Annotated in this window: 13 protein-coding genes and 1 tRNA gene; 8 read left to right on the forward strand and 6 right to left on the reverse strand. The window is 55.5% G+C overall.

Annotation, left to right across the window (positions count from 1 at the left end):
- The first annotated feature begins 128 nt into the window (after window positions 1-128).
- Window positions 129-545, forward strand: coding sequence for a hypothetical protein (locus ACR0AH_RS16355; protein WP_480592811.1), 417 nt, complete (start codon window positions 129-131; stop codon window positions 543-545).
- A gap of 182 nt (window positions 546-727) precedes the next feature.
- On the opposite strand, the gene ACR0AH_RS16360 is transcribed toward ACR0AH_RS16355, so the two are convergent.
- A tRNA-Gln gene (locus ACR0AH_RS16360) sits at window positions 728-802 on the reverse strand.
- A 370-nt stretch (window positions 803-1,172) separates the two neighbouring features.
- Here ACR0AH_RS16360 and ACR0AH_RS16365 point away from each other — a divergent pair.
- A complete protein-coding gene (locus ACR0AH_RS16365; RefSeq protein ID WP_170401952.1) occupies window positions 1,173-1,682 on the forward strand; it encodes a ferritin in 510 nt (169 codons plus the stop codon).
- Between the two features lie 27 nt (window positions 1,683-1,709).
- On the opposite strand, the gene ACR0AH_RS16370 is transcribed toward ACR0AH_RS16365, so the two are convergent.
- Window positions 1,710-2,198 (reverse strand): SH3 domain-containing protein, encoded by a 489-nt coding sequence (locus ACR0AH_RS16370; RefSeq protein ID WP_480439217.1) that lies wholly within the window; start codon window positions 2,196-2,198, stop codon window positions 1,710-1,712.
- A 169-nt stretch (window positions 2,199-2,367) separates the two neighbouring features.
- On the opposite strand from ACR0AH_RS16370, the gene ACR0AH_RS16375 reads away from it, so the two are divergent.
- From ACR0AH_RS16375 to ACR0AH_RS16390, 4 genes are all read left to right on the forward strand, one after another.
- Window positions 2,368-3,354 (forward strand): 2-hydroxyacid dehydrogenase, encoded by a 987-nt coding sequence (locus ACR0AH_RS16375; RefSeq protein ID WP_170392503.1) that lies wholly within the window; start codon window positions 2,368-2,370, stop codon window positions 3,352-3,354.
- Between the two features lie 27 nt (window positions 3,355-3,381).
- Entirely contained in the window at window positions 3,382-4,779 is a 1,398-nt protein-coding gene (locus ACR0AH_RS16380; RefSeq protein WP_170733023.1) for an FAD-linked oxidase C-terminal domain-containing protein, read from the forward strand.
- 86 nt (window positions 4,780-4,865) lie between these two features.
- Entirely contained in the window at window positions 4,866-6,194 is a 1,329-nt protein-coding gene (locus ACR0AH_RS16385) for a hypothetical protein (protein ID WP_170609527.1), read from the forward strand.
- A gap of 140 nt (window positions 6,195-6,334) precedes the next feature.
- Window positions 6,335-8,842, forward strand: coding sequence for a GcvT family protein (locus ACR0AH_RS16390; RefSeq protein ID WP_170733021.1), 2,508 nt, complete (start codon window positions 6,335-6,337; stop codon window positions 8,840-8,842).
- Between the two features lie 69 nt (window positions 8,843-8,911).
- On the opposite strand, the gene ACR0AH_RS16395 is transcribed toward ACR0AH_RS16390, so the two are convergent.
- From ACR0AH_RS16395 to ACR0AH_RS16405, 3 genes are all read right to left on the reverse strand, one after another.
- Complete coding sequence (locus tag ACR0AH_RS16395) at window positions 8,912-9,247, reverse strand: carboxymuconolactone decarboxylase family protein (protein WP_170594396.1); 336 nt, start codon at window positions 9,245-9,247, stop codon at window positions 8,912-8,914.
- Window positions 9,248-9,319: 72 nt separating this feature from the next.
- Window positions 9,320-9,973 carry a DUF938 domain-containing protein gene (locus ACR0AH_RS16400; protein WP_170594397.1) on the reverse strand — a complete coding sequence of 218 codons (654 nt, stop codon included), beginning with the start codon at window positions 9,971-9,973 and terminating at the stop codon, window positions 9,320-9,322.
- Between the two features lie 2 nt (window positions 9,974-9,975).
- On the reverse strand, window positions 9,976-11,037 hold the full coding sequence (locus tag ACR0AH_RS16405) for an NAD(P)/FAD-dependent oxidoreductase (protein WP_170733019.1): 1,062 nt from the start codon (window positions 11,035-11,037) through the stop codon (window positions 9,976-9,978).
- A gap of 203 nt (window positions 11,038-11,240) precedes the next feature.
- On the opposite strand from ACR0AH_RS16405, the gene ACR0AH_RS16410 reads away from it, so the two are divergent.
- Complete coding sequence (locus tag ACR0AH_RS16410; protein WP_170595262.1) at window positions 11,241-11,651, forward strand: hypothetical protein; 411 nt, start codon at window positions 11,241-11,243, stop codon at window positions 11,649-11,651.
- Between the two features lie 3 nt (window positions 11,652-11,654).
- On the forward strand, window positions 11,655-12,887 hold the full coding sequence (locus tag ACR0AH_RS16415; RefSeq protein ID WP_170392496.1) for an HlyD family secretion protein: 1,233 nt from the start codon (window positions 11,655-11,657) through the stop codon (window positions 12,885-12,887).
- 195 nt (window positions 12,888-13,082) lie between these two features.
- Here ACR0AH_RS16415 and ACR0AH_RS16420 read toward each other — a convergent pair whose 3' ends face one another.
- Entirely contained in the window at window positions 13,083-14,273 is a 1,191-nt protein-coding gene (locus ACR0AH_RS16420; RefSeq protein WP_480592814.1) for a S41 family peptidase, read from the reverse strand.
- Window positions 14,274-14,311 lie beyond the last annotated feature (38 nt).

A 14,311-nucleotide genomic window follows, 5' to 3' on the forward strand; every position in this document is an offset into this window, starting at 1 on the left:
CTTCAATGGTGCGGAATATGTCTGCAGCCGAAAGCGCTTCGGCAACAGAGTTTCTCAGAGACTGCCAGTCTGCCAGGAACTGCCTTGGCATGATTGCGCGGGCGGAGCTGTGATAGGGCTCTCTGAGGGTGCAACTGGATATCCAGGCGCGGGCCCAGATGATTGGTTGCAGGGTCGACCTGGTCGATGCCGAGGAACTAGCGATCGAAGCGCCATTCCGGATGCGCCGCAGAGGCTTGGAACTGAAATTGCACTTAGGCGATCAGCCCCCTGAAATCGATCAAACACTTATCCGCAACGTCGTTAAGGCCCGCCGGTGGTTGGCGATGATCAATGATGGCAGAGCTTTCTCAGAAATCGTTCAAGAAGAAGGCACCTCCAAACGCTGGGTGCTGGATGTGGTCGATCTGGCCATGCTGGTGCCTGATGCTCTGGATGCCATCGATTCAGGCGAACAAACTGATGGCCTGACAATGGACTACCTGATCAGGTCGGGTTTCCCGGCGATCTGGTCAGATCAACACAAGGGCTTCTCTGCCCTCTGATCTGCCGCCTCTCCGAAACACACCAAACTCGTACCGTCGGAATCGCGACCTGGGACTGTGGTCGGAAATCGACCACTGTTGCGCACACGCTCGGGTCTCAGTTGAAATTACTGGATCTTAAGTCGCTGAAAACACGCTATAATCGGCGTGCAACTTCTCGGTATGTGATTTCCGGGAAATCATGGCTGGGGTGGTAGGATTCGAACCTACGATACACGGTACCAAAAACCGCTGCCTTACCACTTGGCTACACCCCAACGGTGAGCGGCTATCTACGACTGTTGCTTTCAGGGTTCAAGGGCTTTTTTGGACAATTTTGATGTGGATATGCAATTTAGTTTGATGGCGGTTGGATCGTCGGGATGGTCGAGTAGGGGGCAGGCGATTGTTTGAGGCGAAGCTAGATCTCTAAAACGAAAATCCAACTGGCAATCCTTGGTTTTGCGGTCTCGAGATACAATCCGCAATGCGCCACAACGCTCGTTCCTGCGACTGCGTTTCAATAGCGCAAGAATTGGATTAAATTATTGATTAATAGCGATAAAAATTACCTTTATCAGTTGAATGTCTTTGGCTTCGGACCTAGCTAGATAAAGTCCGCTAACCAGCACGAAAAAGGAGCGAGCAATGAAATTGAACCCGCAAGTTGCAGAAGCATTGAATAAGCAGATCAACAATGAGCTCCACGCTTCGTACACCTACTTGGCGATGTCGGCTTATTTTGAGGCGCAGGATCTGCCAGGATTCGCCAGTTGGTTTCGGGGGCATTCTGCCGAAGAGGAAACCCATGCAATGCGTATATTCGACTTTATCGCCAAGCGGGGTGGGAGGGTAAATCTCGACGGCATCGCAAAACCGCAAACGGACTATGAATCACCCGTTGATGTACTGGAGCAGGCGTTGGCGCAGGAGCAAACCGTGACGGGCCAGATCAACGCGTTGTTTGAGCTGGCGCATGAGGTCAAAGAATACAGCACACAGAATATGCTGAACTGGTTCCTGGCCGAACAGATAGAGGAAGAAGACCTGTTCACATCGATCCTGGACAAGGCCAAGGCGGCCAGCGGGGACCGATGGAACCTGCTGTTGTTGGATCAGGAACTGGCCAAACGCGGCAGCGCTGCAGGCGCGGAGTAGCTCAGTCGGCGCTGTTGCGCACGTACGTCATTCCCGAATCTCGGCGGGGTCGACCCCCCAAAGATTGCTTTTCAGGGTCCAGCCCCGATAGCCGCCTGCCGAGATGCGGCACCAATCGGGTGAGCACTTTTCAAGCCGGGCGACGACGCCGGTTTCAAATTGCGCGTTCACCTGCGATTTGGGATCAGGCATCGCGTAAACCGGCAGCAAGTCGGCTTCGATAAGGACTGTCCGCACACCTGAAAGCAGCGCGTAATGCACCCAACCCCCGGCACCGTCTCGATCCTGAACCTTGCGCCAGTTTCCATATTCGGCCGTGATCTGCAGCGGCATGCCACGCCGTTTGAACACCCAATCGATTCGGTGAGTCAGCGAAGGGCCGCGACGGACATTACCCTCGGCGGCTTTCATCGAGACATATCGCGGAAGCGGTAGATTCGTCACTGGACCGCGTTTTTCCTGCGCGGACACGGCCACTGCGCCGAGCACGAGCAGGAAAACCGATATCAACACCACAAAATGGCGGTTCACTGAAAAACTAGCACTCACTGCCTGTCTGCTCTTATGCCTGTGGATCGTATGCAAAAAAGGTTGAGACGATGCCCAAGGGGTTCTTGTGCCCCGTGTAATCCTGCGCCACGATGCCATGGCGCGCGGCAGTTTGCAAAGCGGTAGGAGGGTCAAGGTGCCAAGAGAACGTCTGAGTGTTGTCGTTACGCGACGGTTGCCCGAAGCGGTGGAAACACGGCTAAGCGAGCTTTTCGATGTAAAACTGCGTGACACCGACGATCCCATGACTCGCGAAGAGCTGGTGGCGGCAGTGAACACAGCAGATGTGTTGGTTCCGACGATAACCGATACAATTGATGGCGGTATCCTGGGGCAGGCTGGTGAGAAATTGCGACTGATCGCCAATTATGGTGCCGGTGTCGACAACATTGATGTGGCGACGGCGAGGCAGCGCGGGATCCTTGTCTCGAACACACCAGGAGTACTGACTGACGATACTGCAGATATGACTATGGCTCTGATCCTGGCGGTTACACGACGTATCCCCGAGGGGTTAGGTGTGATGCAAAAGGGCGATTGGGCCGGTTGGGCCCCGACGGCCTTGCTGGGTGGCCGGGTCGGTGGTCGCCGCTTGGGTGTTCTTGGGATGGGCCGGATAGGGCAGGCCGTTGCGCGACGTGCCAGCGCGTTTGGAATGCAGGTCCACTATCACAACCGCCGCCGGTTGCGCCCCGAGATTGAACAGGAACTTGAGGCGACCTATTGGGATAGTCTTGATCAGATGGTGGCGCGGATGGACGTCATCTCGATCAACTGCCCGTCGACCCCTTCGACCTTTCATTTGATGAATGCGCGGCGTTTGAAATTGATGAAACCCACGGCGGTGATCGTGAATACATCACGCGGTGAAGTCGTTGATGAGAACGCCCTGACACGCATGATCCGCGCCGGTGAGATCGCGGGCGCTGGTCTGGATGTTTATGAACAGGGCACGGATGTGAACCCACGCCTCCGGCAATTGCCGAATGTGGTGCTGCTGCCCCATATGGGCTCGGCGACGCTTGAGGGTCGGATCGAGATGGGTGAGAAAGTCATTATCAACATCAAGACCTTCGAAGACGGTCATCGCCCGCCAGATCAGGTTGTGCCTGCAATGCTTTAGGCTGTGGCCTGAGAAAAGGGGAACGCAATGGTGCAGGCAACTGCTTTGCCGCGAAACGAGGCCGGGATCGACACGGCGCTGGGAATTTTGAAGCAGAGGTTCGCAGACCGGCTGCAATCTGGTGCTGCGATCTGCGAGCAGCACGGGCACACGACAACGTGGATTGAAAACCAGAGTCCGGACGCAGTCGTCTTCCCGCATTCAACCGAAGAAGTGGCCGATATCGTCAGGACCTGTGCCGAGCACAAGGTGCCAGTCATCCCATTCGGAACAGGCACCTCGCTCGAAGGTCATGTGAACGCTCCTGCTGGTGGCATATCCGTCGATCTGAGTCAGATGAACAAGATATTGGCGGTTAATGTCGGTGATCTAGATTGCGTTGTCCAACCGGGTGTCACCCGAGCCGAATTGAACACCCATCTGCGGGATCAGGGGTTGTTCTTTCCGATTGATCCGGGCGCGAATGCGTCGCTAGGTGGCATGGCCGCGACACGCGCGTCTGGCACCAATGCTGTGCGTTATGGGACAATGAAAGACAATGTGCTTAGCCTTGAGGCCGTGATGCCGGACGGGCAAGTGATCCGCACGGGGCATCGTGCGCGAAAATCTTCGGCGGGTTTTGATCTGACCCGCTTGCTAATCGGTGCCGAAGGCACACTGGGAATAATCACCGAAATCACATTGCGATTGCAGGGTATCCCCGAGGCCATCAGTTCAGCCCGCTGTTCTTTTCCATCGGTGGATGCTGCCTGTCAGGCTGTGATGATGACTATTCAGTATGGTATCCCGGTTGCGCGGATCGAATTGCTGGACCAGATGTCGGTCAAAGCGGCAAACGCATATTCGGGACTGGATTTGCCAGAAACGCCACTGCTGCTGCTGGAATTTCACGGTTCGGACAGCGGTGCAGCGGAACAGGCAGAGACCTTTGGTCAAATCGCGGAAGAATTTGGTGGCAGCGATATTACCACCACCACGACAACCGAAGAGCGCAACAAGCTGTGGCAGGCCCGGCACGATATGTATTGGGCCAGCCTACAACTGCGCCCAGGCGCGCGGGGCATTTCTACGGATGTATGTGTTCCGATCTCGCGTTTGGCCGAATGTGTGACCGCCGCACAGGATAAGGCCGCTGAATTGGGTTTGCTGGCCCCAATCGTGGGTCATGTTGGTGACGGTAACTTCCATACACTTCTGTTAATCGACATGGATGACGCAAAAGAGGTCGCAAGTGCAGAGGAATTCGTCGGTTGGCTAAATGATCTTGCAATTGCGATGGAGGGCACCTGTACCGGAGAACACGGAATCGGGCAGGGTAAACGCCCCTATCTGGTGAAAGAACTTGGTGCGGCGACAAATTATATGGCGGCGATCAAAGCAGCGCTGGATCCCGATAACATCATGAATCCGGGCAAGGTACTCTGACCGCGATTGTTGGGCTCGGCCATAACAGCGCCTCAATTTTAGGTGAATGATCTAGGAAAGAGCAGTATTTGATTCCGAGGTTATTCATGGGCGCGTTGCGTTTCATTGGGTTTTTGCTGATTGCCGTCGTGGTTGTCGTAGGTCTGGATTATTATCAGCAGGATAAGAAAGTCGAAGGCAGGTTGTCCTTCAACGGATATGTCGACACGATTAATCAGCGGTTCAACTTATATCAGGCGGAGCTAGCCGCGGAAGAAGTTGAACGCGAAAGGCAGAAGCGTTGGCGAGAGGGGGCCAAGCCGTACCTGCCGGATTCGGGCGAAGGCTGGGTGCGTCGTTCGATCGTGGATGCAGATTTTACACGCGATGCCCGAGAAGGTGTTTTGCAGGACGGAATAAGTGAAGCTGCTCGTCCAATTGCAAAAAGAGTTGCTGTGCAAGAGACCGAACAACTGGCCAGAAAACTCGATAATTCTAGTTGGGTCTACGAAAGCGGCGAGCATACGGTCTGGCTACAGGCGAAACTCAGGAAAGACGCTAAATCCAATACACTGACTGGCAACATCGTCAGGTCTGTCGAAGGGTTGGGCGCAGGATCGAGTGGCTACACTCCATTCGGCATAATTGGTGGTGCTGCGTATTTCAGGTTTGAAAACAGCCGATACAAACCCGTCACAGTGAAAGATCGAAAGTTTTGGTCAATGATCACGGCGAGCCTGACGGACCTTGAGGTCGAACCTCGGTTTGAAATCTACAAGGCTACAATCGGACTGGGCGAAGAAATTCGTTTGCAAGTCTATTCCGATGCACCAGCGCCTATGCTGCGAGCGTTTCTGGATCGACTGGATTATGACGGATTGAACGCACTGCTTCAAAAGCAAGTGCCTGGCGTCGGCAACGATACCGTTTTTGATGCTGAACGAGAAAGTGAACTGGCGACAAACATGGCCGCCTTGCGCGGCGAGTTTGTCAAGCTTCGCAGCGAGCTGGCGCGTTTGAAGCTAGAAAACATTGATGGGTTGTCTCTTGTCGCAAATACTTTGGCCGCGCAATACGGTTTGCCGGCAGACACCTTCGACTTAACCGCGAACAGAATCGAATCTGCGGATGATTTGGTCCAGGTCGGATACCGCAAAGGACTGACAGATTTGCTTGAAGACGAGATGCAGCAGGCAGACAGAGATGACGAGGGTTTCTTTGGAAATTTGTTCGCCAAATTCAAAGATCAGGAAACCTCTGAAGAAGTCGCATCTGTAAACGAAAATGAAGGCTTCCTGTCCGGACTGTTGTCAGCCTTTGGTAGCTCTGATTCCGAAGCAGAAACTGCCGTGCGGGTAAACCGAGGCGGTTCCGGAACGGGCATTGATTGCGCAACCACCGGAACGTTCAAAAGGTGCAAATTGGGGGGCGGATAACACGTCAGATCGACTGTTGGAAAGCGACCTGGTGCAACGCTCAGGTCGCTTTTCTTATATCACTGGTCGGATGAATGTCGCGTCGAGCCCCTCAAATGCGCCATATGGTGTCAACTGAATTCAAGGGGAGACACCCGGCTATGAAAACCCAAGTCAAAGCACTGGTCGTTGGCGGCGGCGCCGTCGGGACCTCGATTGCCTATCACCTTGCCAAAGCGGGCTGGGATGATGTGATGCTGATCGAGCGGGACGAACTGACATCCGGTTCCACCTGGCACGCAGCGGGCCTATTGCCGTTGTTCAACATGTCGTATGCCACGACCCACATCCACAAGTACTCAGTCGATTTCTACAAGACACTAGAGGAAGAAACCGGCCTGAATGCAGGCTTCGCCGTAGTCGGAAACCTGCGTATGGCACAGACGCAAGAGCGTATGGATGAATACATGCTCTATGCATCCACAGCGGAAACTTGTGATGTTGCATATGAGTGGCTGACGCCCGAGCAAATCAAGGAACGTTGGCCTCTGATCGAAACTTCGGACTTGAAAGGCGCGATCTATCACACTGAAGACGGCTACATTAACCCTGCAGATGTGACCCAGGCGATGGCCAAAGGTGCGCGTCAGCGCGGTGTCGACATCGTTCGCAAGATGCAGGCCGATGCGTTCCACTGGAACGGTACTCACTGGGAAGTCACCTGCACTAAGATGGTCGAAAAGGGCGGCAACCTCATTCCGTCAGATGAGCAGGTTGTGATCACCGCCGAACATGTTGTGACCGCGTCAGGCAACCACGCACAGCGGACCGCGAAAATGCTGGGTATCAAGATGCCCGCGATCCCGGTCGAGCATACCTTCATCGTCATGGACAAAGACCCCGAGCTGGTCAAATGGCGTGAAGCGGGCAACCCCGAGCATCCAGTTGTGCGTGATGCCGACAACGAGTCGTATGCGCGCGAAGAACGTGGCGGCTGGATTCTGGGTATCTACGAACATGGCGCTCCTGCGCAGTTCGAACACGGCGTGCCGGACAGCTTCCGCGCTGACCTATTTCCGCTGGATCTGGATCGGATCGCCGATCAGTACATGGCGATGGCCGAACGCGTGCCTTCCTGCGCTGAGTCCGGTCTGAAAGACGATTTCAACGGCCCGATCTGCTACACACCTGATGGCAACCCGCTGGTTGGTCCGGCGCCGGGCCTGCGCAACATGTGGCTGGCCGAGGGCTTCAGTTTCGGCATCACCGCTGCAGGCGGCACCGGCTATTATCTGGCTCAGATGATGGTCGATGGCGAAGCCGAGATCGACATGGCTTCGCTGGACCCCAAGCGGTATTCGTCGAACTGGATGACCACCGAGTTCGCGGCGCGCAAGAACGAAGAGTGCTATGAGCACGTCTACATCCTGCACCACCCGGATGAAGAGCGTGAAGCCTGCCGTCCGCTGCGCACCGTTCCGGCCTACGACCGTCAGAAAGCGCGTGGCGCACAGTTTGGCTGGGTCAACGGCTGGGAGCGTCCGAACTATTTCGGCCCGCTGGATGCGCCTGATAACTTCGACAAAGAAAGCCGCAGCTTCCGCCGCGGTGGTTGGTGGCAGTATGCCGTCGAAGAAGCCAAAGCGATCCGAGAAGGCGTTGGCCTGATCGATGCGTCGGCCTTCACCAAGCATGTCGTCAAAGGCCCCGGTGCGACCCAGTTCCTGGATTGGTTCACCTGCAACAAGCTGCCCAAGGTCGGTCGCATCAACCTGACCTACGCGCTGACCGCGCACGGCACCACCCGCACCGAATACACCATCGTCCGCAATGGCGAGAACAATTACTACATCGTCTCTGCCGGTGCCTGGACCGAGTACGACGCCGACTACCTTCGCAAGGCGGCCGAGGACAAGATGGAGGAGTTCGGCTACATCGAAATCCAGGACGTGACCACCCAGTGGGGCGTCTTCGCGATCGCCGGACCCAAGTCGCGTGATGTTCTGAAAGAGGTCATCAAGGACGCCGATCCGGAAACCGCGCTGTCCAACAAGCGCTTCCCTTGGTTGTCGGCCCGTCAGATCGAACTGGGCATGTGCCCGGTCAACGCGATCCGCGTGGCCTATACGGGTGAGCTGGGCTGGGAACTGCACCACCCGATCGAGATGCAGAACTATCTGTTCGACCTGCTGGAGAAGGCCGGTGAAAAGCACGGCATGAAACTGGTTGGTGCCCGCGCCCAAAACTGGCTGCGCCAGGAGAAATCCTATCGCGCCTTCGGCACCGAACTGGGCCGCGACGCGACCCCGCTGGAAGCTGACCTGCCGCGCTTTATTGATCTGTCGAAAGACTTCTACGGCAAAGCCAAGCTCGAAGAGACCGGCGTGCGCGTGAAGTGCTGCACTCTGCTGATCGACGGACCGGACGATGCCGACCCCTGGGGCCGCGAGGCGCTGTACACGCCGGAAGGTGAGCGCGTGGGTCGTTTGACCTCGGGCGGGTACTCGGTGGCGTTCGAGAAATCCATCGGCATGGGGTATGTGAAGCCTGAGCTGGCGGTCGAAGGCACCAAGCTGCAGGTCAAAATTCAGGATAAGCTGTGGGATGCGGTCGTCACTTGTGACAGCCCGTATGATCCGAAGAACGAGGTCATCCGCAAGGACGGCTGACGCTTTTTAGAAATAAGGCGGTACTCACGTAGCACCGCCTACCAAAAGCCCGCTCTCGGTGGGCTTTTTTCATGCGCTCAATTCATCAAAGCAGTCTAGTGACTTGGCGGCGTACATCATGGACGGCCCACCGCCCATCTGGATGGCCATTGCCAGAACGTCCGAAACCTCATCGCGGGTGGCTCCCGCCTTGGCCAACGCCTCGGAATGCAGGGTAATGCAAGGCTCACACCGTACTGCGATTGACATGCCTAACGCGATGAACTCTTTGGTTTTGTAGTCCAGCGTCCCGCCTTCCTTGACAGATTTTCCCAGCGCCCCGAAGGCACGCGCCGTATCAGGAATGGCTCCGTTAAGGTTACGCAAGCTTTTGCGCGTTTCGTTCAGTGAATCCTGCCAGCTCATTATAACGTCCTTCTTGATACATATGATAATCTGCATATGAATGATGAAGAGCAAAGCAGACTTTGATCCTGATCAGATTCCAGTTTTTTGGGCGACAAATGCCAAGTTGTTCGCAGGCATCTTTACGATTTCGACCAATTCGAGGGCGTTGTCCTTTAACATAGACAATATATGTGTGTCGTCTTTGTACCCGATCTCAGGGTCTTGTTGGACCAGTGCGTCGTGAAATCGCTGGTCGCCATCGCTTGTCAGGTGTCCGTCACGTTTGAAAGGGCCATAAAGCACCAAACGCCCATCCGTTTTCAGAGCGCACGCTGCTTCGGCAATGAGGGTTTCAGCCTCGGGCAAACTGATCAGGTGCAAGAGGTTGACCAGTAAAACCAAATCTTGCTGCGCCATTGTTTTGTGCCAACCCTCCGCAGTTGCATCCAGATGAACGGCTGCGGCGGTATTTGGTAAACCCTTGGTGTACGCATCGATGCTGGCGCGCCGTTCGGAGGTGACTTCGCTGGGTTGCCAATGCAACCCGGGCATCCGCTGGGCAAAGGCCGAAATGTGTTGTCCGGTTCCACTGGCCAGTTCCAGGGCCTGTCCTGATGACGGAGCGACCCGTGCCAGAAGATCGCACAGCACAACCGTGTTTCGGCTGGCGGCTGGGGCGACGAGTTTGCTGCCGTCGCTCTCGGTGGCGACGCTGGCATTTGAGGGCAGTTTGCGTTTTGTCATCGTTACAGCCTACCGGGTGTCAGCGCTTTCACAATCGCCGCATCAAGGCGCGGCGACGCGCCAGTCACAAGATCCGCCACAAGTTGCGAGGCAGCAGGAGCGGTCTGAAACCCATACCCTCCCTGTGCTGCCGACCAGATAAACGATGGATCGGTTGGATCAGGTCCGAGGACCAGCGTGCCATCGGCAACAAAACTACGTAACCCCGCCCAATTGGTTTCTACCCGAGTTACAGTTTCAGTAACCATCGCTTCGTATCGTGCCAGTCCTTCTGCGAGAATCATGTCATCGGCGTAAGCGTCATGGGGTGTGGTTGGGTCCGCCTCGCAAGGCGAGACCAGTAGCTTGCCCGCATCAGGTTTGGCGTACCAGCTCTCGCCTGCGCCCAGCATCATTGGCCAGTTTCGCAGGTCATGTCCGCCCGGTGCGGGGATGCGCGCAATCGATCGACGGTAAGGTGTGATCCCGATGGGGGAGATTCCTGCCATCTGCGCCACCTCATCGACCCAGGCTCCGGCGGCATTTACCAGATTGCGTGCCTCAAAGGATTCTGAGGTTTCGACGGTCCAATGAACCGATTTGCGGATGCTGCTGACCCTCTGACGGGTCAGGACTGAACCGCCATTCTTGCGGACGGTTCGCGCAAAGTCCTGCAGGACGCGATCTGTATCGATATCATATGCGCTATTACTTATGGCTGCATAACCGACAGTTTCAGCATTCAGGACAGGAATGTGTCCGATGGCATCTTCCGGCGAAATCTCTTGCACACCAAGATCTTGGGCGTCTTTTTGAAACAGCGCCTGTTGATCCCTTCCGCCAATCAGCATCAGGCCGCGTGGTGTGAGGTACGCATTTGTTTCAAAGAACGCAGCACTTGCCTCGTTCAATGCCTTGACCGAGTTTGGACCGTAACCCTTTTCGAACAGGGCAGCTGAACGACCCGAAGTATGATATCCTAATCCGTCCTCGGCCTCTAACACCGTGACTGTGCCGTGCTCTGACAGGCGCGCACCTGCGCTTAGCCCGGCGACACCGCCACCGATTATCAGAAAATCAATCATGCGTTTTGTTCCGTTTCCGGCCGCCAAGTGATCGAGGCGGTGGTAAGTTGACTGGCGACATTGGCGGACCATGGCACGCGTACTGCCAAACGAAAAGACACAAGCCCACCGCAATGGAAACTTGATCGTAGGCGGCCAGCCTGCTTTTAGTGCAAACAACAAAAGATTCGGAGGCGGACGTGAACGCGGCAGATATTCACCCGATGGCAACGGGGCACATTCCGTCATATGTGACACAGGCAGATGGTAGCGACTTCCTCTTCACCTTCATGTTGTTTTTTACCGTCGGGATGGTCGTGCTGATCGGGGTTGCCTACTTCACGTTGCATTCGATCCCGGAAAAAATGGCGCATGAAACCAATCACCCGCAATTCCAATTGGTTGGGATTCTGGCGCTTTTGGCTTTGTTTACGCATAACGGCCTTTTCTGGGTTGCCGCCATCCTTGTGGCTGGGTTCCAGTTCCCTGATTTCGCGGCACCGCTGCGCTCGATTGCCGATGCCATCCGATCTTTGGCGCCTGGGCAGGACAAAGAACACGCTTCACCCCCTCCTGAGCTGGAAATTGAGCCCGAACAATCCAAACCCTCCGAACCGGCAGCACAGGGGCACTGAACAATGATCGAGACGATGCTGTGCGCCCTGATTACCGTGCTTCCTGACTATCTGTTTCGCCGCTTTGTGCAGGGCAAACGGATCGGACACGAGATCACGCTGTTCACCATGTGGTACGAGTTGCGCTGGGGGCTGACGACTTGCGCTATTTTGGCGCTAACCGTTATCACAACGCTGTTCTATTTTCACCCGTCCAGCAAAACAGCGGCTTCCTACTTCCGGACGGTAACGATTCTTCCGCAGCTAGGGGGGCGCGTTTCCGAAGTCTACGTGCGCAACAATGAGCAGGTGACAGCTGGACAGCCGATTTTCCGGATCGAAGACTTCACGCAAACCGCGCAGGTCGAAGCAGCGCATGCCCAGATTGCTCAGGTTCAAGCCTCGTTGAAGGTGGCGGAAACCGATCTGGCCGAGGCTGAGGCCGGGATTGCAGGCGCGCGCGCAGCTCTGGATCAGTCGCTCGAGGATCTGGAACGCAATACCACCCTACGTGACGAGGGATCCAGCGCGGTGCGCTTGGCCGAGATTGATCGGTTGGAAAATCTGGTTGCCGAGCGTGAAGCGCAGGTCAAAGCAGCCGTCTCAAAACGCGCAGCGGTTGTACAACAGATCGAAGAGCTGATCCCGGCCCAACTTGCCAGTGCCAATGCGCAGCTGGATGCGGCATTGACCGAGTTGGACAAGACTGTGGTCAACGCTGGAGTGACGGGCAGGGTTGAACAATTCGGGCTTCAGGTCGGCGACTATGTCAGCCCTTTGCTGCGCCCGGCGGGTATTCTGGTGCCATCCTCCTCCGGACATGACCGATTCCAGGCGGCGTTCAGTCAGCTTTCGGCCCAGGTGGTCAAACCGGGTATGATTGGCGAATTGGGCTGCATGACCAAGCCCTTTACCGTTATCCCGGTGGTTGTCGTCGAGGTGCAGGATGTGATCCCATCAGGGCAGATCAGGCCATCTGATGAGTTGCGGGACGTGCAGAGCAACACCAATCCGGGTTCGATCCTTGTCTACCTTGAACCGCTCTACAAAAGCATGGCCGATGATGTGCCTCCAGGCAGCAACTGTCTGGCGAATATCTATACGGATAATCATGCAAAGCTGGAGGATGAGAGCCTCGGCTTCTGGGAAAAATCGTTCCTGCATGTGGTAGACACGATTGGCGTCGTTCATGCGGCAGGCCTGCGCCTGCGACTGATCCTGATGCCAGTGAACACTCTGGTGCTGGGCGGACACTAATTTCACGCCCTAGAACCTAACCATTGCGGCGATTCAATCGCTTGAAGTCCTGACCCGACGACAGCTGGGTATCAAAACGCTCGTGGCTAATATTGCCCACGGGCCGATGGTGTTGGGTCTCCAATAAGACTGGCCACCAAGTAGACCTTCGCCGTGCGTGCAGCATTTGCTTTCTTTGAATGCAGCTATGCGGACTTAGCGGCTGTTTAGCGATTTGCTCATGCTTTTGAGAACTCGTTGATGGAGATCGGTTGGTGCATCCTCACCTGCAGGTCTTTCGACCCATTCCAAATCCAAGTTCAGTGATCCCGCAGGTACGATTTTTCTTGCGATTTCGGGCGGCGTGGTATCGTCAGTCGTTCCATTCTTCCAGTCGTGAAAGGCTGATGAGTATCGAACGACCGCTCCACTGGTCGACAATTCGAGCAATCCGCCCTCGGCAAAGAACGTCAGCGCATCACCCATTTCCTCACCAATGAGTTTGAGCCTGTTTCCCAATCGATGTTTGAGGATGGCTACAAACACTATCGCTGCGGAAAACGTGAATTTATCGACAAGCATAACAACCTGCTTGTTTGCACTTTCTGAGATCGCGTCGATCAAGGGCATCGTTAGAAGAAAGTCGCCACCAGTGTTTCCGCGAACATCAATTAGTAGTGTTTTGTTCGAGGATGCGCGCACGCATTCCACCGCGGCTGAGATGGCTTTAGGCAGCGCATTTTCCTTCGGATCAAAGAAGCTTGGTAACGCTATTGATAGCCCTAGCTCTTGCCAGTCCTTTATTTCTACAAATATCTCGGGTTCCCAGGCTGGATCAGCCTTGCCGTGCTCGTTTCTCGGGTAGAGCATCGATCCAGGAACTGTATGTTCATTGGCCACTTTCAGATTGGCTATCCGCCCATTTTCGTCCTGCACACGGAACTCGGTCGTGCCGCCGTTTGACGAAAAACCCAAACGTGCCAAAGCGTACGGCCAAGCCAGTAGAATCGGGCCGATGACCCGTTTCCTTTGGCACGTTCCCGCCAGAAATTTCTCTGCAGTGGCTTCAATCTGGCTCAAAGCTGAGCCGTTGACCGCTATCAACTCTCCTCGCGGTGCGGCTATCTCTGGCGCCGCGTCGATGAATTGAACGGAACGTCCAACGCTCACGAATCTCAGCGGTAGCACCGCGATCGCATCATTCGGGATCAGCCGTGTGTGCCCATTGCCGGGAAGTGCCAATAAACGCATCGCTGACAACAGAAAGGCTTCGACAGAGCCCTCTGAGGCATATTGCCGGGTTTCACCAATACAGTCGTCAATCACGGCCTTTTCGATCTGTCGAAAACTGGGATCGGTCGGCAGGGCAGTTTCTAAAATTTGGTTCAGGTCTTCCGTGAGCGACATGTTTCACGATGCGCATAGCCACTCGTCAATGTCCAGAT

Source organism: Ruegeria sp. AM5, from assembly GCF_056540645.1.